This is a genomic window from Priestia koreensis (genome assembly GCF_001274935.1).
Classification (GTDB): Bacteria; Bacillota; Bacilli; order Bacillales; family Bacillaceae_H; genus Bacillus_AG; species Bacillus_AG koreensis.
The window spans coordinates 252,362-274,020 of sequence record NZ_LILC01000019.1 but is presented as its reverse complement, the minus strand read 5'-3'; the positions used below and the strand labels follow the sequence as shown (position 1 = coordinate 274,020).

The following is a 21,659-nucleotide window of genomic DNA, read 5'->3' as shown; positions in this document are numbered from 1 at the left end:
CTCAGAAGAATAGTAACACTATTTTCAGTATTTTACAACTTTCTCATGGAAATACTGTTAAAATTTTCTCTTTCCGATAAATTTCGCAATTTTATGTAGCGCTGTTTTGGCCTTGTTCGGTGGTAACTCCTCTAAGACATGAAACGCCTTTGTCAAGTAACGATTGCTTAAATCCACGGAACGCTCAATCGCGTCTGAACCTTTAATTTCATCAATGATTGATGTAATATCTTTTTCGGGATTCGTGCTCACGAAAAGATTTTCTACTTTTTCACGAAACGCTTGATCCTGAATGGCATATAGTACAGGCAACGTAATATTTCCTTGTAGCAGGTCGCTTCCTGCTGGCTTTCCAAGCTGCTCTGCTGTTGCTGTGAAATCTAAAATATCGTCCGTAATTTGGAAAGACATGCCTACATAATAGCCAAACCAGAACAAGCGTTTATGAACTGAGCTTGGTGCCCCAGTTGCAATCGCGCCGAGCTGACAGCTTGAAGCAATAAGCAGGGCTGTTTTTCGTTTAATACGACGAAGGTATGTACGTAAACTTTGATCTAGATCGTATTTATCACGGATTTGCTCAATTTCACCTAGTCCGACTTCAACAATCGTATGAGATAAAATTTGATGGGCTTCTGCATCTTCGATTTTCGTAATCATCTCCAGCGCCCGAGCGAATATATAATCGCCCGTATACATCGCGATTCGATTATCCCATCTTGATTTAATGGTATCTTGACCTCTTCGTTTGTCCGCATCGTCAATGACATCATCATGCACCAAAGAAGCCATATGGATGAGTTCTAAAGCGATCGCTACGTACTTTACTGTATCGATCTGATAATCGCCAAATTTCCCTGCGAGAAGCACAAAGACAGGTCGAATTCTTTTCCCACCTGCTTTAAGTAAGTGCAAGGAGGCTTCTTCAATGACTGAATCTTCTGCTTGTACCGTTCGTGCTAATTCCTTTTCAATCAACGCAATATCAGCATTGAGGTAAGGATACATCATTTTTAACTTCATGGAATTCACCTTATATCTAAATTTCAATCCAATGTATAAAAAGAAGAAAGGTCCTGTACCTTGATGTAACGCTTTACATAGCTTATGGATACCTCATTAGCGTAAGGACCTCTCCGAAATACAGTTATTTGTCTTTATACCCCATATGCATGGCTGCTACTCCACCCGTATAAGATTTGACTTCAACCTTTGCAAATCCTGCTTCGTCAAACATTTTTGCCAATTCTTTTTTACCAGGGAAGTTAACCGTTGATTCTTGTAACCATGAATATTCTTCGTAGCTTTTCGCCACAAGCTTTCCTAACATCGGCATAATATGCTTAAAATAAAGGAAATACAGCTGACGATAGCCAGGGGTTGTTGGCTGAGATGTTTCTAAACACACTACCTTACCACCTGGTTTTACCACGCGGTGCATTTCTTTTAACACCGTCATGTAATCCGGCACGTTTCGAAGTCCGAATCCAATCGTGACGTAATCAAACGTGTTGTCCGGAAATGGTAGTTCCATCGCGTTACCGTGTATAAGCTTGATGTTTTTGTGAGACGAACTGGCTACTTTTTCTTCGCCTATTTTTAGCATATTTTGGCTAAAATCAAGTCCGACGACCTCACCTTTTTCACCAACAGCTTCTGCTAACGCTAGTGTCCAATCAGCCGTTCCACAGCATACATCTAATGCCTTTGAACCTTTTTGAACATCCATTCGCTTCATCGTATCTTGACGCCATGCTTTGTGGCGCTGAAAGCTGATGACGGAGTTCATTTGGTCATAGTTTTTATAAATTTTTTCAAACACATTATGGACGCGTTGCTCTTTTGATTCTTGCATTATTATCCTTCTCCTACAACCTTGATTGGGACTGTTTAAAACGTTGGAAAAGCCCATTTAGATCATCTTGCAGTTCCTCATCTAAGCTTGACATCTTGCTTGCACTCTCTTGAATAAAGGCCTGTGAGCGTACAAGAGATGGATAAAGAATCGTCTCGAGACTGACCTCTTGTTCACCTTTAATTCGATTGGTCAAAAAAGATGCACGCGGCTTTTGGCCATCCAATAGTCTAAACAGCAATTTCATATACATAGCATGTCCAAGTAAAGCTTGCCATTCAGGCTTTCCAAAATAACGACATAATGACTGAATCAGGGACGTTTCAATCGTGTATAGATGTTCTAACGCTTCCTCAGTGGAAAGGTGATCTGTATAATATAATTTCATCTTTGCGACGTTAATATCTTTAATTCCTGCAGATGTTTCACGAATTAAGGAGATACTGCCTTGTTGTGAAAGATAAGAATAGTACAAACCACTGTAATAATCACCTGATAATACAGTAAGCTGCCTTTGCTTCAGCAGATCATTTTCTTGGAGTGCTTGAATCGTTACTAAATCATGGGCATCAAGTGCCGTTTGCACAAGCATAATGGAAGTTACATATGTTTTAAATTCTTCATCAGAAATAGGTAGGGTTTTTAAAAAGGAGCAGATATAAAATAATTTGTCTTCATCAATTTGTGGATGACGAATAAATTTTTTCATATATGAATGAGCAAGTTCTTTTTCAATGTGCTCTTTCATATCGGCAACTGTGTTTGTACTATTTTGCATGATCATCACCCTCTGTCTCCCTCTTACACATTTTATACGGTTGTTCTTCATTAGACCCTGTCAATTATATCATAACTGTATATGAAAAAAACCTCTATTTTCTTTATTCTTGCTACCTTATAGGAAAGATATACCTCCCTAAAATGAAAATGTCTGTATCTATTCTCATAAAGACATCGCCCTTGATCTTCTAAGTGAGAACAAACAATTCACTTTAGAAAAACCCAGGGCGACTACGTGAATAGGGAAATGAAATACTTATCGCTTTGAATCAGATTCTACTTCACCATGGCTTGTTTGAAGCGATGCTTTTCCTCTGATTTTAATTGCAGAAGTATGCTCTGTAAACTGAGCAATTAGCACTTCACCTTTATCAAGTTTTTCGGAATGATGAAAGCGAGTATCTGCACCTCTCGTTAAGCCGATGACGTTGACTCCGTCTTCTAACGCTTTAATGACAATATATTCGTTTGCTCCATTACTTTTCATTTTACCTACTCCTAAAGTCTTATTGAGGCCATCTAGCCTTAAGATTTAATTAATGAAAGCACTTCTGATCTCGCAGCTGCATCTGTTGCTAATACACCTCTAACTGCAGATGTAACCGTCGATGCACCAGGTTTTTTCACGCCGCGCATCGTCATACACATGTGCTCTGCTTCTACCACTACCATCACACCATGTGGCTCAAGAGATTCTACGATAGAGTCTGCTACTGTAGACGTAATTCGCTCCTGAAGCTGTGGGCGTTTTGCAACGGCCTCAACCGCGCGCGCTAGTTTACTAAGACCTGTTACTTTTCCGCCCTTTGGAATGTAGGCGATGTGTGCTTTTCCATAAAACGGTACAAGATGATGTTCACACATAGAATAGAAAGGAATGTCCTTTACAAGTACTAATTCTTCGTGATCTTCACCAAATACTGTTTTAAAATGCTCTTTTGGATCTTCATTTAATCCTGAGAAAACCTCTTCGTACATTTTTGCTACACGTTTCGGTGTATCAAGTAATCCTTCACGATTTGGGTCTTCCCCTACTGCTTCTAAAAGTAATCGAATTGCATGCTCAATTTGTTCTTTATTTACCTGTGACATTATTGTTCCTCCAAGGCCATACATAGAATAAGTTTAAGAAGATTCTAGCATACGTATAAGTTAAAGGCAAAAAAGAAAGGTCGCTCAATGTGCGACCTTTCCCAGCTCTTTGACGGAACGAATCATGTTGCTGATTGTTCTTTATGTAAATGTATTATTTTACAGCATCTTTAAGAGCTTTACCTGGTTTGAATGCAGGAACTTTGCTTGCTGGAATTTCGATTTCTTCACCAGTTTGTGGGTTGCGACCTTTACGAGCAGCACGTTCACGAACTTCGAAGTTACCAAAACCGATTAATTGTACTTTGTCCCCATCTTTTAATGCATCTAAGATAGATTCAAAAACAGCGTCAACTGCTTTTGTAGCGTCTTTTTTAGAAAGTTCACTCGCTTCTGAAACAGCGTTGATTAAATCTGTTTTGTTCATGCCATTCACCTCCTCCCAAAAGTTCTTAATCCTAATATAATAGCTAGAAACCCTTGTATGTCAAGTGATTCTAGTAATTACTTATTTTCATTTGTTCACACTTTTCGCAAATTCTATACATATAATTGCTTTGACACGCCTATCATAAACGATTTATTACTATAATTCAATCTTTTTCCCTTTAAAAAAGCGTAGAAAGCGTATTAAATCAACGTTAATGATACTTGGCTGATAAAAGATTAACATATGAAACAACCATGAATCAAGCTAAAACTATGTAATTTCGCTATATATTACTAATATTACATAAAAAATAAGCTTTTTCTGGAAATCGCTTTCAGATTTAGTAACATATTTCTCTTTTTTTAGCGCTGACAGGCGCTCGGAGCCTCTTGGCAAGTATATTTCTCTGTTACTTCTTTACCCATTCCCTTCCGTTTCAATCTTTAATCCTCTTCATTTATATTTTCCTACCATAACAACCACAACGTTCTCTACTTCCACACCAAATACAAAAGCAAATTTCCACAAAAAAAAGCCCCTTGTGAAAGGAGCTTTTTGCCTAAAGGATGATGGCAATTAATCCACCTGATCCCTCATTAATAATACGTTCAAGCGTTTCTTTAAGCTTGTAGCGCGCATTTTCTGGCATTAAGGATAATTTAGCCTGAATTCCTTCGCGAACGATGGAGCTTAAAGAGCGGCCAAAAATATCTGAATTCCAGATGGATAGCGGGTCGTCTTCAAAATCCTGCATGAGATATCGCACTAATTCTTCGCTTTGTTTTTCAGTCCCGATAATTGGTGCAAACTCTGATTCAACATCCACCTTAATCATATGAATAGATGGGGCCACAGCTTTCAAACGCACGCCGAATCGGGCACCTTGACGAATAATCTCTGGCTCATCTAGGCTCATATCAGCAAGGGACGGAGCAGCAATTCCATATCCCGTCTGTTTCACCATTTTCAAGGCATCTGACACCTGATCATATTCCGCCTTAGCATGAGCAAATTCCTGCATGAGTTGAAGAAGATGATCACGTCCTCTAATTTCAACCCCTACAACCTCTTTTAAAATCTGGTCATAAAGATCGTCCGGCGCATAAAGATCAATCTCTGCAATACCTTGCCCCATCTCAATTCCTGCTAGGCGAGCCTGCTCGATAAAATCATAGCCGCTGAAGTGTTCCACCACTCGGTCCACGTCACGAAGTCGTTTAATGTCTTTGACCGTGTCTTGAACAGCCCCTTGATAGCTTTCACGGAGCCAGTGTTGATCCTTTAAGACCATCACCCAGCTTGGTAGATTTACGTTCACTTCAAGAACTGGAAACTCAAACAACGCTTCACGAAGCACGTTTAGTACGTCGTTTTCTCTCATTGTCTCCACACTCATTGCTAATACAGGAATATCATACTTCTCGCTTAAATTAGCGCGAAGTTTCTCCGTGTTTGGATGATGTGGCTGAGCTGAGTTGACAATCATGATGAATGGTTTTCCTACTTCTTTCAGTTCTTCAATGACTCTTTCTTCTGCTTCAATATAATCCTCACGAGGAATTTCACCAATCGAACCGTCTGTTGTTACGACTACCCCAATCGTAGAGTGCTCTTGAATGACCTTTCTTGTTCCAATCTCAGCTGCTTCATGGAACGGAATTGGCTCTTCGTACCACGGCGTCGTAATCATGCGAGGCCCATTTTCATCCTCATATCCTTTTGCTCCAGGGACTGTATACCCTACGCAATCTACTAATCGAATATTCACTTCTAAGCCGTCATTTACCTCAATATTGACCGCCTGATTCGGTACAAATTTTGGCTCTGTCGTCATAATGGTTTTACCAGCTGCACTTTGGGGTAGCTCATCTTGCGCTCTTGCACGCTCTGCTTCGCTTGAAATGTTTGGTAACACTACTAATTCCATAAACTTTTTAATGAAAGTAGATTTCCCCGTTCTTACTGCACCAACTACTCCTAAATATATATCTCCACCTGTACGTTCAGCGATGTCTTTGAAAATATCGAACTTTTCCAAAAAGATCCCCCTCCGATCTATTAGTTCATGGGTTATGGTATTCATTGCAAGAATAGAATAGGACATTATATAGTTATGACGTTGTCCTATTAAAATATGACTTTCAAAAAAACTTTTCTTTCATTTCGGTTTTTTCTTCGCTTTATTACGCGAGATTAGCATCAGGATCATTGAAAAAACCTTATTTATGTGCCCAGCTGGATGTGTCATAGATAAACTGAAAAGTCATTCTTCAATATGAAAAACCCTTTCTCTTTGATTTTATTCAGTGAGAAAGGGTTCATGACTTATTTTTCTAAAAAGACAGGTTCATCTTTTTTTGAATCAATCGTATACGGTAATGAATACGCAGGGACAAAATCAGAATGTTCCATCAATATTGAACGGATGTCTTGCCCTGCCTGTAGTTTTTCTTTCGTCTCCTTCATTTCTGCGTACAGATCAGAGGAATAGTCTACAAACAATTTGCCATCTTGATTGACAATAAGAGGCAGATTATGACCTGTAAAAGGACTTTCAACATAAGGCTCTTGATCAAGACCCAATTTTTTATAATTAAGTGCAAATACCCCCTTGCCGAGAACCTTTCCAAATGGTACATAACCGCTGTTACTTTCGCGGTACATATCCAATCGTAGCGTGAGGTCACGAATTTTATCTGCCATTCGGACATCAATCACTTTGACCGTTGGAGCTTTTTCAACGTTTATAAGCACGTATGAATAAACGCCTCCACTTTCAAAAGCAGTGCCCGGTGGTTCCTGCATGTATGAGGGCATCAGCTTGTTAAAATCAATGGGATACTTCTGATAGAGTGGTGTGCTCATGTCTCTTGTTTTGATGGGCAACAACCCTCCACTATCTGTTTGAAACTGGTTGACAGCAGTTTGTACAGCTGCTATTTGATCCTTATACGGCACTTGATTTTGCTTCAGCTGATCATCAGGGTATAAACACCCTCCTAAAAGAAGCACAAGCCATACGGATAGGACACATAAGCTCCATCGTTTCATTTTTCGTTTCCAGACCATATGCATCATTATTGATCGACGGGTCCACTAAATACAACGAACACAATCATAATTCCAGCAACAATCATAAAACTATATGCCACGAGGGCTGTTATTCCTCTTATAATTCCCTTTTTGACTTTGTAACGACTAATATAAATAGCTAAAATGGCAATAAACATAAACCCCATCGATGAAAGCGCTATCCACATTTTCATTAAAGCTGGTGACATGACCCTAACCTCCCTCCCTTGTCCTCATATTATAGCATAGAAAGAATGAATAAAAATGGAAAAAAAGAAGGCCATGCATCGGCATGACCTTCTTTTTAACTTCGACCTAAAATGTTCGCTAAGTCTTCCATTTCATGTGTTTTTGTACGTGCCATTAACGCATCTACCGCCTGTTTTGGATGAACATTACTAAACAAAACATTATATAAAGCTTTGGTTAATGGCATTTGCACATCGTATTTTTCAGCCAGCTGATAAGCAGCCTTCGTCGTACGAACACCTTCTACAACCATGCCCATGTTCGCAAGTACCTCGTCAAGATTATGCCCTTTACCAAGGAGATTACCTGCTCGCCAATTTCGCGAATGAACGCTTGTACACGTCACAATTAAATCGCCAATTCCGGTTAGACCAGAAAAAGTAAGCGGATTAGCACCCATTGCCGCACCAAGGCGCGCAATTTCAGCTAGTCCTCGCGTAATAAGCGCTGCTTTTGCATTATCACCATACTCTAGACCATCTGTAATTCCAGCGGCAAGTGCGATAATATTTTTGAGCGCTCCACCAATTTCCACTCCGATTACGTCAGGGTTTGTATACACCCTAAAATAATGCTGGTTGTTAAAGAGCTCTTGCACCTCTTCTGCAGCCTGCATATTTTTTGACGAAACCGTAACAGTTGTTGGCTGTCTTTTACTTACTTCTTCTGCATGACTAGGTCCTGATAGGACGACCACGTCTTTTAATAGACGCGGTGGCATTTCTTCTTCAACAATTTCTGAAATACGAAGAAGGGAATCAGGCTCAATCCCTTTGCTGACATGAACAATTGTATATGGAGGATGCTCAATCTCAATGAGCTTTCTCAATACTTCCCGAATAGCTTTTGTAGGTACTGCAAGAATAATTGTGGAAACATCTTCTACAGCTTCTTGCAAGGAGCTATATCCAACAATTGAAGTCGGCAGCTCAATCCCTGGTAAATAGCGTTCATTTCGATGTGTTTCATTAATCTCATCAACCGTTTCCGATCGATGAGCCCACAACTTCACTTCATGACCATTATCTGCTAATACAAAGGCCAAAGCCGTTCCCCAGCTCCCTGCACCTAATACGCCGATACGTTTCATCTCAATCACATCCCTGTCTTTATTTACGAGGTCGTGCGAAAATTTTGATTGGCGTTCCTTCAAAACCAAAGGCTTCACGTAGTTTGTTTTCTAAGAAGCGCTCATATGAGAAATGCATGAGCTCTGGATCATTAACGAATACCACGAATGTTGGTGGTTGAATCGCCACTTGAGTTGCATAGAAAATTTTCAGACGACTACCATTATGAGTTGGCGTAGGATTCATTGCCACTGCATCCATGATGACATCATTAATAACGGTTGTCGGTACACGTTGTGAATGACTTTCACTTACCATATCGACAACAGGTAACAGCTTATGCGTACGTTTTTTCGTCTTCGCTGATAAGAACACAATAGGTGCATAGCTTAAGAATAAAAAGTGTTCACGAATTTGTTCTTCAAACTCACGCATTGTTTTTTCATCTTTTTCAACCGTGTCCCATTTGTTTACAACGATCACAACAGCTTTTCCTGCTTCATGTGCATAACCAGCGATTCGTTTATCTTGCTCAATAATTCCTTCTTCGGCGTTTAAAACGACTAAAACGACGTCAGAACGCTCAATCGCCTTTAACGCACGTAGTACACTATACTTTTCGGTACTCTCATATACTTTTCCTTTTTTACGCATACCTGCTGTATCAATAATCACGTATTCTTGATCATCGCGCACAAGCTTTGTATCAATTGCATCACGCGTTGTTCCTGCTAGGTCACTAACGATGACGCGCTCTTCTCCTAGCATAGCGTTTACAAGCGATGATTTTCCTACGTTTGGACGACCGATTAAGCTAAACTTAATAACCTCGTCACCATACTCTTCTTCCCCTTCTTTCGGGAAGTGTTCTGCTGCTGCATCTAGAAGATCCCCTAATCCGATACCGTGAGTACCTGAAATCGGGAACGGTTCTCCAAATCCTAATGCGTAAAAGTCATAAATCTGCTCGCGCATTTCAGGATTATCAATTTTATTTACGGCTAAAACAACAGATTTCTTCGAACGGTATAAAATCTTTGCAACCTCTTCATCGGCCGGTGTAACACCGTCTCGACCGTTCGTCATAAAGATAATAACGTCTGCCTCATCAATGGCAATCTCAGCCTGACTTTTAATTTGAGCTAAAAATGGCTCGTCTCCAATATCAATACCACCTGTATCAATAATGTTAAAATCATAATTTAACCATTCTGCTGAACTATAAATACGGTCTCTTGTTACTCCTGGAATATCTTCAACAATTGAGACACGCTCTCCTACAATACGATTAAAAATTGTCGATTTCCCTACATTAGGACGACCAACAATCGCTACAATCGGTTTTGGCATGACACATTTTCCTCTCTTCTACTTCTTGTTATGTGCAGATCACATAGACAGAAGCGTTTTTCTACAATTTATCATCGTTAACGAACAAAATCCGTTCATTATTTACATTATTACATCATATATTCGTTCTTTTTTCACCTAAACCCTCATTTACTCATGAAGCTTGTCTCATTCCATAAGAGACAACCACATCGGCTTCTTTTCAACTAGTATGTGGCCTGAAAAAAAACGATAGAGGCGACTTCAAAATGGGTTATCTCCCTTTTTGAGTCGCCCCCCAGCCTAACTTAAACATTCTATCAAAAAATAACCTATTCAACAATATGATCTTTGACATTGATCTTATTTATTCGAAACACTTTGGCGAGCCTGACTGCGCGTATAGCGGTTAATATACTCGACTCCATAAGAAATCCCCTGCCAAATGAGAACCATCACTACTGCGTTTGCCGCAATGTCTAAAAAAGACAGTGCTCCTACTTGGTAATTGGTATAGGGTGATAGAACATAGCTGTACAAAAAATCTCCCTGACCTGCCCCAACCACAAGCCCAATTAACCGATGTTCAAATTCTTTTAAAAGTATACAGGTCACATATACAAGCAGCAAAGCGAGCACAAAGCGACGATCGAGAAAAAACCAGACGGGATCATACATTTCAAATAATAAATAACTTGTGTACGCTAATGAAAGAATGACGGTTATAATGCCCATTCGGACCTTAAGAGCACGATCGTAGTATGTAAGGCGACTGTAGCAACTGATGAGTAAAATGACAAGCGTTCCGCTGACTAAAAAAGGGCCTGCTTCTACTTTGATCGTAGAACTGATGATGCTAAGTAAGAGAATATATACATAAATGAGTCGCTCTCTTCCCTTTTCTTTAAAAAAGGTCAGAATCGTCCACCCAATCCATGAAAACCAATAAAAGAAAATCCCTTCCATTTTACACTTCCTTCCTTATCCTTTCATTATGTATCAATTTTTTGGAACTTAATCGATTTCACACATAAAAGAGCACGGAATGTAAAAAATAGAAACGTTCACTTAATGGATCATTGAGGAGGTAGAACGATGGGAAAAGACCGCCAAGAAAAGAAGCTGAAACAATCCAAACGTGTAGAATCTGATCGCGATCAAAGTATTGACTATCCGGGCGCAACGAGCCTTGATACGCCTGAAGAAGCGAGAAAAATAAACCGTTAAAAAAACGCCCCGGAAAGGGGCGTTTTTTTATGAACGACGCGCAAAAGAGGTGGTATCAACTCCTCTTTGATTTAACCAATGATATGAATCACCTGAAAGAACGATCGGAGCATGCTTTAGCTCCTCAACAGACGTTGCTCCAACTGCCGTCATGATCATCTTCAATTCTTTATGCAAATGCTCGACTTCTTCTATTACAGCTTCTTGTCCTTCATCTACTAGCACCTTCAGAAAATAACCTGCCATTCCCGTTGCTGAAGCTCCTAAGGCAATCGATTTCGCCACATCTAATGACGTTTGAATGCCTCCTGAACCAATAACAGAAAGGCGAGAAGCAGAGGATGTCACTTCAGCGAGAGACGTTACGGTTGTAATTCCCCACTCGTCAAAGAATGAGAGTTCCCTGGTTCTTCGCTTGTTTTCGATCCGCGAGAAGTTTGTTCCACCGTAGCCACCTACATCAACAATCGGTACGCCAATTTCGTCTAACTTCTTCACCGTTTCCCTCGTCATTCCGTAACCAACTTCTTTAACGATAACGGGCACCTCTAGTTCCTTTACAAGTGCCTCAATACGGCGAAGAGCTCCTGAAAAATGACGATCTCCTTCAGGCATCACAAGCTCTTGAATAATATTCAAATGTACTTGCATCGCATCAGCTTCAAGCATGTCCACCGCTTTTTTTGCCTGATCGACCGTTGCTTCACTTCCTAAGTTTGCAAAGATCTTCCCCTGAGGATGTCTTTTCCTTACAATTCGGTACGTAGACTCTTCTTCTTTATTTTTAATCGCAGACATTTGCGATCCTACCGCTAAAGCTAATCCGCACTCATTTGCTATTTCAGCGAGCGCGTGATTAATATGTTCTGTTTCTTTACCTCCGCCACCTGTCATCGCATTGATGAAAATCGGCGAACTTAACGTAAGTTCGCCGATTTTTGTTTCTATCTGAGTTCCGTCGACATTTGTATCGGGCAGGCTGTTGTGCACGAACCGCACATCTTCGAACCCATGCAGACGATGCTGACCCGTATGGATGGCGTGATGGATGTGATCAATTTTACGTTTTTCTCTATTCACGAGGCATCACCATTACTTCAATTTTTTTAACTGATCGCCAATCATATCACCTAACTGGAAACCTCTTGTCTCTTCGGTAGGCGCATACTCTTTGTAGTCTTGACGTTCTTGTGCTTCTTCTAATTCGCGGATGCTGAGCGATAGGCGTTTATCTGCTACATTCACTTCGAGAACTTTTACTTTAACAGTATCTCCTTCTGATAACACTTCATGAGGAGTACCGATATGCTTGTTCGAAATGTGAGAGATATGCACAAGTCCTTCAACGCCAGGTGCGATTTCAACAAATGCCCCAAATGAAACAAGTCGTTGTACCGTTCCCTCAATGACATCACCGGCCTGAACTTTCTCACCGATATGATCCCAAGGACCTTCAAGCGTATCCTTAATTGATAGAGACACGCGGCCATTGTCCTTATCAACCGATAAAATTTTCACATTTACCTTTTGGCCTTCTTCAACCACTTCAGACGGACTGTCTACGTGCTGATGAGAAAGCTGTGAAATATGAACAAGTCCGTCAAGACCACCAATATCAACAAAAGCCCCGAAGCTTGTTAGACGTTGCACCGTTCCTTCTACAACTTCGCCTTGCTGTAAGGACGTTAAGCGAGCCTCTTTTTTATTCAGCTGCTCTGCTTCCACAACCGCACGGTGAGAAAGGATCACACGATTTTTTTCTCGATCAAGTTCAACCACTTTTACTGAAAGTGTCTGACCTTTGTACTCTTCAAAGTCGTCCACAAAGTACGTTTCTACTAATGACGCAGGAATAAAACCTCTTACTCCAATATCAACAACTAGTCCGCCTTTAACAACTTCCTTCACTTCAGCTTCAAATACTTCGCCTGAGTCAAGCTTTGCTTCAAGATCTTCCCAAGCAAGTTCTGCATCAACTGCACGTTTCGATAGAACTAACAACTCGTCTTCAACTTTTGTTACTTTTGCTTGAAAACTAGCGCCTTCTTCGATTGCGTCACCCGCTTTTTCGACGTGCAGGCTTGAAAGCTCACTAATTGGTACGATTCCGTCTAACTTACTGTTCTCTACCTCAACTAGTACTTGTTTTTCTTCGATTTTTGTGACCGTTGCTTTGACAACGTCACCGATCTGTAAGTTGTTTACCTCTACGTTATTCATATCTTCCGTCATTTTTATTTCCTCCTTTATTACCCACCTAGTAAATATGTATTTTCTGAATATAAAACATGTATGCTTAATATTGAGAACATGCCTTAGTTGTGTAGCATCGGAGTTCAATGTAAAAATCTTCTTTGTAACTAACTTCTAATAAAAGTACCCTTTTTGTCAAGAAATAAGCATCTCTTTACTGGTGTTTGTCTATTAATTCGGCAATTTTACTCATAATCACATCTGTTACCACTTCAGCTGAAGCACGCTCCTGCTTATAAGTTGTCAAATCAATCGGTTCACCGTACACCACTTGCACCTTTTTAAACTTGCGATAAGGGCCAATTACGGCACACGGGACGACCGCTCCTTCTGAACGAAGGGCAAAAAAACCTACGCCCGCTAAACCTTTTCCTAATTTTCCGTCTTTACTTCTCGTACCCTCCGGAAAAAGACCCAACACTTTACCTTCTTTTAAAATCCCAAGACCTTTGCGGAGTGCTTCTCGGTCACTCATCCCTCTTCGAACAGGAAAAGCTTCTAGTTTAGGAAGGATGCTTTTTAGTAAAGGCAATTTAAACAGCTCTTCTTTTGCCATAAACGACACCGGACGGGGACACGTAATTCCCACAGCCGGCGGATCAAGATTATCAATATGGTTGCTACAGACGATTACTCCACCCTCTGATGGAACGTTCTCTGCTCCGACCACTTCAAATCGGTAGACGGGGGACAAAATCCCTTTTACTGCTGAACGTGCAAACGTATAAAAGCTCATTTCTTTCAAGACCTTTCATTAATAACTGTCATAATTTTATCTACTACCCCTAAAATATCCAAAGACGTGGTATCAATCTCCACTGCGTCATCTGCTTTTTTCAACGGTGATACTTCACGTTCAGAATCCAGCTTGTCTCTTTGAGCGATCTCCTCTTTTAACTTCTCTAAATCTGCCGGAAATCCTTTTGAAAGATTTTCTTCATATCGTCTTTTTGCACGTTCTTCTACTGAAGCAAGCAAAAAGATCTTTACTTCTGCATTTGGTAAAACATGTGTACCAATGTCACGACCATCCATAACAACACCACCTTGGTTGCCCATTTGTTGCTGTCTAGCCACCATTTCTTCACGCACTTTTCGGTGCTTGGCAGTAATTGAAACAGAATTCGTCACTTCAGAAGAACGAACTTCTCTTGTTACATCTTTACCATCTAATAAAACGGCTTGTCCAGCTTCTGTTTGCTCTAATTGAATGGTTGTTTGTTTTAACACGTCAAGTAATGCTGTTTCATCTTCTAAATGTACACCATTTGTTTGGGCTTTATATGTTAACGCTCGGTACATTGCACCTGTATCGACATAAATATATGACATTTTTTCCGCTATAATTTTGGCTACTGTACTTTTCCCTGCTGCTGCGGGCCCGTCAATAGCAATCGAAATCGTTTTCTTCATAAGAGTCCTCCTTCTATCCTCATCTCATCGCTGTTGAAATAAAGGATGACGCAAAAAAGAGCAGGTCCATTTCCCTGCACTTTCCTCGCTTTTATTGTGTTTTATTTTAGCATAAGTTTATTTACTGGTCGAATGTTTCCACAATTTTAGTGAAATTATTCTTCGTGACTCCTTCATATTGGATAACCTTTGAAAAATAGCTGCTGTAATCGCTGAACAGAAGGATTGATTGGGCTACAAGTAAAAATAGAAACTGAATGATAACCAGCTTGAGCAAAATTTGTTCGACTCTTTTCATCACACTCATTCTCCCTTACATAAAGTATTCAAAACAAGACTACTTTACTTATCAGAATGAACCAGAATGTGTGTCCTTATACCTTTAGGTAATTCCTTTGTTCTTTAATTCTAGCTGCCTTTTGAAAACGTACCGAATAATGTTTTCTCGATCTTCCGATAAAATATTTGCAAATAGCAGTGACACGCGAGCAGGTTCACGATCTGTCTTTGCGCTGATTCGAATGATTGTCGCCGGAAGCGTAAGCGTAAGGATCCTTCCTTCTCTATCAGGTATATCAAAAGACACGATGATTTGATGGTGCTTTTGAAGATTCACTTGATCCTTTAAAAGCGCTGCAAATCCCCCCGCACTGATATCAAGCATTTTTGTTTGAAACGGTAAAAATTCATTTTTCGTCGAGAAAAATTGAACAGAAAGAGATACCGGCACACGTACAAATTGACGTCGTTGCACCCGTTTAAGTGACTCTGGGAGCACTAGCTTAATAACAGGAATATTTCGAACCGCACGCCCAATGACCGAACTATTAAAAGCATAAACGTTGTTATCTCTTCCTAAGAAGGTAATACGAAGGTTTGTTTGATTAACTAAAAAGACAGTTTTGTCCGTTGCTTCGTTAATAGGATAGCTAATGTATACGTATCCATTTTCTAAATCTGCTACCTTACATTTGTACACAGCTCGATCAATTGAAGCCGTATCCTCTAAAGTAAGCGTCATTCCAACTTGAATCATTTCTCCAACTCCTCGTGATGATCGCCTATATATACCCATTTTACACTATTTTTTCTTTTTTCCGCTACACAAATAGGTATTTATAACTAAAAAAATAAGACCTACATTCATTTCAGTAGGTCTTATCTCTTGTTATGATCGATCGTACAGCGCTTCAGGGTTCTTTAATTTGTCTACTTTTTCTTCCCGCCCTGTTTTTGCATTGACGAAAATTCGGTACGTATCGTCATTAATCGTTCCTAAAAATTCATAGCAAAGTACTTCCTCATTAAGGTCGTTGTTTATGATCGCTAGACGATCTTCCATTATTTTTACATTCTCATTTATCTTCTTGACGGCCTCTTGCTTCGTCAACTCTGGCTTTGGTATTTTACGAAGGCGATGCGTAAGTAAAAATTCTTTAGCTGAGAATCCGACGATGTTTCCATTCTCTAGAGATACCTTCATTTTCACCGCATCCGGATAAATCCACACGCCGTCCTGCTCTTCTACGTATGTGAATACTCCTGTGTTATCATACTGGGTGCTTTCAGCCATTACGAGACTAACAAATCGCTGTTTCTTTAAAAATTTGTTTGACTTCTCCATGGCCTGATTCAGGCTGATATTCGTTTTTTTGCTATCCTCTGTTGAAAGAATCCAAATGGGATACCCGCCTTTTTTTGTAACATCCATGTAGATTTCATTTTTCGTATCAGGATCTTTAATTGTTAAACTGTAGGCATCATATTTTGATTCTTTTCCACTTTCAGTGACCGTAATTTTTTCATTTCCCTTTAACGTTAAAAACGAACGGGCCACTTGTTTCGCTTGTTCCTTGCTAATTTTCTTTCCTTTGAGCTGAGAAAAGTCTTGATTTTGCTGTGAGACGGTTACAAAACTTGGACCAAAATCTGATTCATCATAGCCTTCCATGCTTTTTTCAACCGTTTTTAATCCATCCACAATCGTGTTATCTTCCGTCTTTTCGTTCGTAGCAAGCGCGAGCTCTACGTCCATCCAGCGTAAATTTTCGCTAAGGACCAGCTTTTGAACATGACGTAATTCATTTTGGATATCTGTAGACGTTTTATACAATGATTTTAATGTTTTATATTCATCGTTTGATAGCGGCTCTTTACTTAAATCACGAACCGCTGCTCGGTAACTAAAGTTTCCAACGTTTGCGAGAAAATCTTCTGTTTTATTAAATGGTAACAGCGCAAGAGGAAGCTGCCCTACGTTTTCCTGCGCTTCAGATGTCAAACGCCATACCTCAGCTAAAGCAGGAGACAAACTTTCCTTAGAACTCATTGCGAGCGTATTCCCAATTTTGTTGTTTAGCAAATCCATTTCGTACGTTAAATCATGAAAAGCACGCTGATAATTATTTTCTGCCTGCATTAATACAGCGGTTTTTTGCTGATGCTCTGTATATCCCCAGTATCCAACTCCAATGACCCCAACGGCTAGAATAACAATTAGAATATTACGTATCAAATTCATTCACCCCTTTATTTACAGAAAATATGTTTCCCGATTTGCTTAATTTGTGGTCGAGACCAAATCCATGCGCTAGTTGCCGTATTTGGGTTGAAATAGTACAGTGCATCACCTGTTGGATCCCAGCCGTTAATTGCATCAATAACGGCTTTTTCAGCCTGTTGGTTCGGTTCAAGCCAAATCTGGCCATCCGCTACTGCGGTAAACGCACCGGGCTCAAAAATAACCCCTGCTACGGTATCAGGGAAGTTGGCGCTGTCCATTCGGTTTAAAATAACGGCTGCCACTGCTACTTGACCTACATATGGCTCACCCCGTGACTCTCCGTACACAGCATTTGAGATTAACTTAATATCATTTTGTGTAAATCCACTAGGAACGTTAACAGCGCTTTGTTTTTGCTTCGGAGCTTCTTTTTTTCCTCCGCCTTGATTATTATTCGCCTGTTGTTTGCCGCTGTTAGCATTTCCTGCATTGTTACCCGAGCTACTTCCTTTGGACGACGCATTTTGGCCACCTTTTCCGGATTGCCCGTAATACTTAAACTTTTTCCCTTTGTGCATTTCCTTTTTTACATATTGTTCTTGATATTGCGTAACGCTTACGAGCTTTTGTCGGGTTTTTAATCCACCAAGTCCATCTACTTTCATACCAAATTCATATTGAAAGTTACGAAGAGCCCAGTACGTACTCCACCCAAACACTCCGTCAATCTTTCCGTTGTAAAAACCGACATACTGAAGACGAGACTGCAATTCAATTACATCATCCCCAACGGCGCCGTGCTGGATTACCTGATTTGAAAAAGCACGAGCTTCGTTTCCAGTGGGTAAAATAGAAAATAGTGCTGTCATCACCATTAAGCCACCAACTAACATCCATTTGCGTACTCGTTGAAACGATCGCATATTATAACCTCCTACATGATGCCAATCTCACGATAGGAGTATTTTCTGTAAAGGGTGACATTTTATACAGTAACTTAATAAATTTCTCCAGATAAAAAAGGCACAGGGATACTCCTCATCCCTGTACCTTTTTTATGAATCCAACGCTCGTTCATGTTTTTATAATGCTTTACTTGCTTTGTTAAAAGTGAGCTGCTTTGCTTGCTTCGCCTTACGCAAGCCCAACCACCATAGATAACACATAAACGGAATAATGACTAACACCCAGTTTGTAAAGGCGATGAGAATATAGTCGTATGCTCCGTGTAAAAAAATCGGAATCGTAAGTGAAAGCACAATCCATTTTTGCCTCTTTTGGGCCTTTGTCTCAAACTTCCCTCGACCAAGATAATAGCCCATAATCACACCAAAAAGCGCGTGACTCGACACGGGAAGCATAGCCCGTCCAAATGCGTCATGTAAGCCATTAGCAAACAAGTATAAAATATTTTCTACGGTCGCAAACCCAAGAGAAACGGCTGCTCCGTACACGATCCCATCGTAGTGTTCATCAAATTCGACGTGCTGATAAATCGTGAAAAATAAAATAAACCATTTAAAAAACTCTTCTAAGAGACTTGAGGATACAAATGCTTGTAAAAGCGCTGAATGAAAAATGTGTTCCTCTTTCACTACATATTGAATAAACATAATCGGCAATACTAGAATGGCGCCAGATATGAAGGTGCGTAACACCATCGTAATCGGTTCGGTTTCCAGCTCATCTTTCAAGTAAAAATAACTTAAAAGCGCTAACCCTGGGGCGATTCCTGCCGAAATGATTGTTAGCATAAAAGAGCCTCATTTCCTCTATTTTTTTTAATCGTATCATGTTATGGTAAGAAAGAAAATGAAATCACATTGATTATCCAAATTTTTCTTAAAAGGAGCTTTACATGAAAACTGTTTTAATCTTACATACTGGTGGAACCATTTCGATGAAAGAAGATACAACTGGTGCCGTGAAGCCAGATGGACGTAATCCTCTTGCCGACACAGCGCCTTCTTTGGAAAATTTAGCAACAATCATTTCAGAGGAAATTTTTTATCTTCCCTCTCCACACATGACACCAAAAGATATGCTGATTATTTCAAATCGAATTAAAGAAAAAATAGATGAAGACAACTCTATCAATGGGGTAGTCATTACCCACGGTACGGATACGTTAGAAGAAACGGCCTACTTTTTAGATTTGACGTTAGATATTGATGTCCCTGTCGTACTAACGGGTGCAATGCGTTCAAGCAATGAAATTGGATCAGATGGTCTTTATAATTTAATTAGCGCCATCCGAGTTGCTACAAGTGAAAAGGCACGTCAAAAAGGCGTTCTTGTTGTCATGAACGATGAAATTCATACGGCCAAAAACGTAACCAAAACTCATACAAGCAACGTAGCGACGTTCCAAAGCCCACAATACGGGCCTATCGGAATGGTCACAAAAACCGATGTTACGTTTCACCATACGCCAAACCATCTAGACGTTTATTCTATTTCAGACGTTTCCAAAAATGTACTTTTATTAAAAGCCTATGCAGGGATGGACGAGCAGATTTTCAATGCGATTCAAACGATTCCGATCGATGGTCTTGTCATTGAAGCACTTGGACAGGGTAACCTCCCTCCAACGACCGTACCAGCCATTGGGCATCTTATCCAAAAAGGAATCCCTATTGTTCTTGTTTCCCGATGCTTTAACGGAATCGCTCAGGATGTGTACGGATACGAAGGAGGCGGCAAACAGTTAAAGGATCTCGGCGTTATTTTCTCCAATGGATTGAACGGCCAAAAGGCACGCCTGAAGCTGCTTGTAGCTTTAGAAACGACACATGATCACGACAAGTTACAATACCTGTTTAATCAGTAAAAAAAACGGCACCTGCCAAAGGGTGCTACTGAAAAACTTCAGATTTTTTAGATGATCAGTAGAACGTAAGACAAAAAAGCTGGATCAATTCCGTTTTCTAGAATTGATCCAGCTTTTTCCTTTCAGTTTTAGACCGTCACTTGGATTTCTCCTTGAAGTATGCTCTTCTTTAAAAAGGTGCTTGTTCCGTTGACGTCAATGAAACAGAATAATTAAAACCACCATTTTAAATAAATGGATTTTCTTTAGTAGAAAGCAAAAAACGGTCAAGTTCCTTTTAAAATGGAAACTTGGCCGTTCTATCTGATGCAGTCGCTCTAGGTTGTTTGAAACGGAAGGTGCGAGACTCCTGCGGGATTAGCGTGACAGGTGAGACCCCGCAGAAGAGCGAGGAGGCTCACCGCACGCCCCGCGGAAAGCGAAGCGACCTGAAGTGGAAATCAACCGACTACGTTATGAACACAATCGCTTAAGAACTTTTTCAGTTGCCTCTGCTAAAGGGTGCCGTTTTTTCATTTGCCTCTTTTTTGTGTAACGTAGGATGCAATTTGTCCACCGTGAAAACGACCGTTTTCAATGAAGATTTCATTCGCATTGTTGCCTGCTGCAATGACACCTGCAATAAAAATACCTTCTACATTCGTTTCCATCGTATCGATATTATGAACGGGTCTACCTGTTTCTGAGTCGATCTCCACACCCATTTTTTGAATAAAGCTGTGGTCAGGATGGTAGCCTGTCATCGCAAAAACGAAATCATTTTTCAGTCGGAATTCGCTGCCATTTTGCTCATAAACTACGGTGTCTTCCATTATTTCTTTCACAGCCGCATTGAACTCCATACGCACCTCACCGCTACGAACAAGGGCTTCAAATTCTGGTAAAATCCATGGCTTGATACTCGGAGAATATTCGCTGCCGCGGTAGAGAACCGTTACTCTTGATCCGCATTTTACAAGCTCAAGCGCTGCGTCCACGCTCGAATTTTTCCCGCCTATCACCACTACATCTTTATCAAAATAAGGATGGCCCTCTTTGAAATAGTGAGACACTTTTGAGAGATCTTCTCCTGGGACGTTCATATAATTAGGATGATCGTAGTAGCCTGTTGCGATGACAACATGCTTCGCTTCATACGTTTGTTTGGTCGTACGCAAATGAAATGCTCCGTCATCCTGCTTCGTCACATCTTCTACCTTTTCAAAAGGATGGATACGTAAATCTTTTCGTTTTGCTACCTGACGATAATAAGCGAGCGCTTGATTGCGCTTTGGTTTTCGCTGTTCAACAATAAATGCCACATCACCAATTTCTAACTTTTCACTTGAACTAAAAAACGTTTGATGAGTCGGGTAGTGATAAATCGCGTTGACAATGTTCCCCTTTTCAATCACTAGGGCATCGATCCCTTCATTTTGAAAAGCAATCGCCGCTGCTAATCCACAAGGACCTCCCCCGATAATAATCACTTCTTCTTTCTGCATCTTGCTACACTCCTCTATTGATATCAACTTGCTGTTTGGTCTATTACGTAATATGCTCAACTACTGTTCAAA

At 40.3% G+C, this 21,659-nt stretch carries 25 protein-coding genes; 3 read left to right on the top strand and 22 right to left on the bottom strand.

Features of this window, described 5'->3' with window-relative positions; all coding sequences use genetic code 11:
* Positions 1-57: 57 nt before the first annotated feature.
* The 12 genes from hepT to AMD01_RS15270 form a co-directional block, all read right to left on the bottom strand.
* On the bottom strand, positions 58-1,023 hold the full coding sequence (hepT, locus tag AMD01_RS15325; RefSeq protein ID WP_053402303.1) for a heptaprenyl diphosphate synthase component II: 966 nt from the start codon (positions 1,021-1,023) through the stop codon (positions 58-60).
* A gap of 124 nt (positions 1,024-1,147) precedes the next feature.
* Complete coding sequence (locus tag AMD01_RS15320) at positions 1,148-1,855, bottom strand: demethylmenaquinone methyltransferase (RefSeq protein ID WP_053402302.1); 708 nt, start codon at positions 1,853-1,855, stop codon at positions 1,148-1,150.
* 13 nt (positions 1,856-1,868) lie between these two features.
* Positions 1,869-2,633 carry a heptaprenyl diphosphate synthase component 1 gene (locus AMD01_RS15315; RefSeq protein WP_169775973.1) on the bottom strand — a complete coding sequence of 255 codons (765 nt, stop codon included), beginning with the start codon at positions 2,631-2,633 and terminating at the stop codon, positions 1,869-1,871.
* A gap of 258 nt (positions 2,634-2,891) precedes the next feature.
* Complete coding sequence (mtrB, locus tag AMD01_RS15310) at positions 2,892-3,122, bottom strand: trp RNA-binding attenuation protein MtrB (RefSeq protein ID WP_053402300.1); 231 nt, start codon at positions 3,120-3,122, stop codon at positions 2,892-2,894.
* Positions 3,123-3,160: 38 nt separating this feature from the next.
* Entirely contained in the window at positions 3,161-3,727 is a 567-nt protein-coding gene (gene folE, locus AMD01_RS15305; protein ID WP_053402299.1) for a GTP cyclohydrolase I FolE, read from the bottom strand.
* Between the two features lie 154 nt (positions 3,728-3,881).
* A complete protein-coding gene (locus tag AMD01_RS15300) occupies positions 3,882-4,154 on the bottom strand; it encodes an HU family DNA-binding protein (RefSeq protein ID WP_053402298.1) in 273 nt (90 codons plus the stop codon).
* A 562-nt stretch (positions 4,155-4,716) separates the two neighbouring features.
* Positions 4,717-6,195, bottom strand: a complete 1,479-nt coding sequence (spoIVA, locus tag AMD01_RS15295; RefSeq protein ID WP_053402297.1) for a stage IV sporulation protein A — start codon at positions 6,193-6,195, stop codon at positions 4,717-4,719.
* A gap of 287 nt (positions 6,196-6,482) precedes the next feature.
* Positions 6,483-7,208: a hypothetical protein gene (locus AMD01_RS15290; RefSeq protein ID WP_053402296.1), complete on the bottom strand. Its 726-nt coding sequence runs from the start codon at positions 7,206-7,208 to the stop codon at positions 6,483-6,485.
* Between the two features lie 26 nt (positions 7,209-7,234).
* On the bottom strand, positions 7,235-7,438 hold the full coding sequence (locus tag AMD01_RS15285) for a DUF2768 domain-containing protein (protein ID WP_053402295.1): 204 nt from the start codon (positions 7,436-7,438) through the stop codon (positions 7,235-7,237).
* A gap of 95 nt (positions 7,439-7,533) precedes the next feature.
* Positions 7,534-8,568 carry an NAD(P)H-dependent glycerol-3-phosphate dehydrogenase gene (locus AMD01_RS15280; protein WP_053402294.1) on the bottom strand — a complete coding sequence of 345 codons (1,035 nt, stop codon included), beginning with the start codon at positions 8,566-8,568 and terminating at the stop codon, positions 7,534-7,536.
* Positions 8,569-8,587: 19 nt separating this feature from the next.
* The gene (der, locus tag AMD01_RS15275) at positions 8,588-9,898 is read right to left on the bottom strand and encodes a ribosome biogenesis GTPase Der (protein WP_053402293.1); all 1,311 of its coding nucleotides are present in this window, start codon (positions 9,896-9,898) and stop codon (positions 8,588-8,590) included.
* Between the two features lie 342 nt (positions 9,899-10,240).
* Positions 10,241-10,843, bottom strand: coding sequence for a YphA family membrane protein (locus tag AMD01_RS15270; RefSeq protein ID WP_053402292.1), 603 nt, complete (start codon positions 10,841-10,843; stop codon positions 10,241-10,243).
* Positions 10,844-10,972: 129 nt separating this feature from the next.
* On the opposite strand from AMD01_RS15270, the gene AMD01_RS23580 reads away from it, so the two are divergent.
* On the top strand, positions 10,973-11,104 hold the full coding sequence (locus AMD01_RS23580) for a YpzI family protein (RefSeq protein ID WP_083446571.1): 132 nt from the start codon (positions 10,973-10,975) through the stop codon (positions 11,102-11,104).
* 27 nt (positions 11,105-11,131) lie between these two features.
* Here AMD01_RS23580 and fni read toward each other — a convergent pair whose 3' ends face one another.
* The 9 genes from fni to prsW form a co-directional block, all read right to left on the bottom strand.
* A complete protein-coding gene (fni, locus tag AMD01_RS15265) occupies positions 11,132-12,184 on the bottom strand; it encodes a type 2 isopentenyl-diphosphate Delta-isomerase (protein ID WP_053402291.1) in 1,053 nt (350 codons plus the stop codon).
* A gap of 12 nt (positions 12,185-12,196) precedes the next feature.
* Positions 12,197-13,336, bottom strand: a complete 1,140-nt coding sequence (gene rpsA / locus AMD01_RS15260; RefSeq protein WP_053402290.1) for a 30S ribosomal protein S1 — start codon at positions 13,334-13,336, stop codon at positions 12,197-12,199.
* Between the two features lie 175 nt (positions 13,337-13,511).
* A complete protein-coding gene (locus AMD01_RS15255; protein ID WP_053402334.1) occupies positions 13,512-14,093 on the bottom strand; it encodes a lysophospholipid acyltransferase family protein in 582 nt (193 codons plus the stop codon).
* Between the two features lie 5 nt (positions 14,094-14,098).
* Positions 14,099-14,770: a (d)CMP kinase gene (gene cmk / locus AMD01_RS15250; protein ID WP_053402289.1), complete on the bottom strand. Its 672-nt coding sequence runs from the start codon at positions 14,768-14,770 to the stop codon at positions 14,099-14,101.
* Positions 14,771-14,891: 121 nt separating this feature from the next.
* Positions 14,892-15,068: a YpfB family protein gene (locus tag AMD01_RS24515; protein WP_169775972.1), complete on the bottom strand. Its 177-nt coding sequence runs from the start codon at positions 15,066-15,068 to the stop codon at positions 14,892-14,894.
* Between the two features lie 84 nt (positions 15,069-15,152).
* The gene (locus tag AMD01_RS15245; RefSeq protein WP_053402288.1) at positions 15,153-15,806 is read right to left on the bottom strand and encodes a flagellar brake protein; all 654 of its coding nucleotides are present in this window, start codon (positions 15,804-15,806) and stop codon (positions 15,153-15,155) included.
* A gap of 132 nt (positions 15,807-15,938) precedes the next feature.
* A complete protein-coding gene (ypeB, locus tag AMD01_RS15240; RefSeq protein ID WP_053402287.1) occupies positions 15,939-17,285 on the bottom strand; it encodes a germination protein YpeB in 1,347 nt (448 codons plus the stop codon).
* Between the two features lie 14 nt (positions 17,286-17,299).
* Positions 17,300-18,196 (bottom strand): spore cortex-lytic enzyme, encoded by an 897-nt coding sequence (gene sleB / locus AMD01_RS15235; RefSeq protein ID WP_053402286.1) that lies wholly within the window; start codon positions 18,194-18,196, stop codon positions 17,300-17,302.
* A 159-nt stretch (positions 18,197-18,355) separates the two neighbouring features.
* Complete coding sequence (gene prsW / locus AMD01_RS15230) at positions 18,356-19,027, bottom strand: glutamic-type intramembrane protease PrsW (protein ID WP_053402285.1); 672 nt, start codon at positions 19,025-19,027, stop codon at positions 18,356-18,358.
* 104 nt (positions 19,028-19,131) lie between these two features.
* Between prsW and AMD01_RS15225 the strand changes: the two genes are divergently transcribed.
* Positions 19,132-20,103, top strand: a complete 972-nt coding sequence (locus AMD01_RS15225; RefSeq protein ID WP_053402284.1) for an asparaginase — start codon at positions 19,132-19,134, stop codon at positions 20,101-20,103.
* A 290-nt stretch (positions 20,104-20,393) separates the two neighbouring features.
* The gene (locus tag AMD01_RS24210; protein WP_157052753.1) at positions 20,394-20,576 is read left to right on the top strand and encodes a hypothetical protein; all 183 of its coding nucleotides are present in this window, start codon (positions 20,394-20,396) and stop codon (positions 20,574-20,576) included.
* Positions 20,577-20,615: 39 nt separating this feature from the next.
* Here the strand turns inward: AMD01_RS24210 and AMD01_RS15220 are convergent, their stop codons facing one another.
* The gene (locus AMD01_RS15220) at positions 20,616-21,587 is read right to left on the bottom strand and encodes a YpdA family putative bacillithiol disulfide reductase (RefSeq protein WP_053402283.1); all 972 of its coding nucleotides are present in this window, start codon (positions 21,585-21,587) and stop codon (positions 20,616-20,618) included.
* Positions 21,588-21,659: the final 72 nt, after the last annotated feature.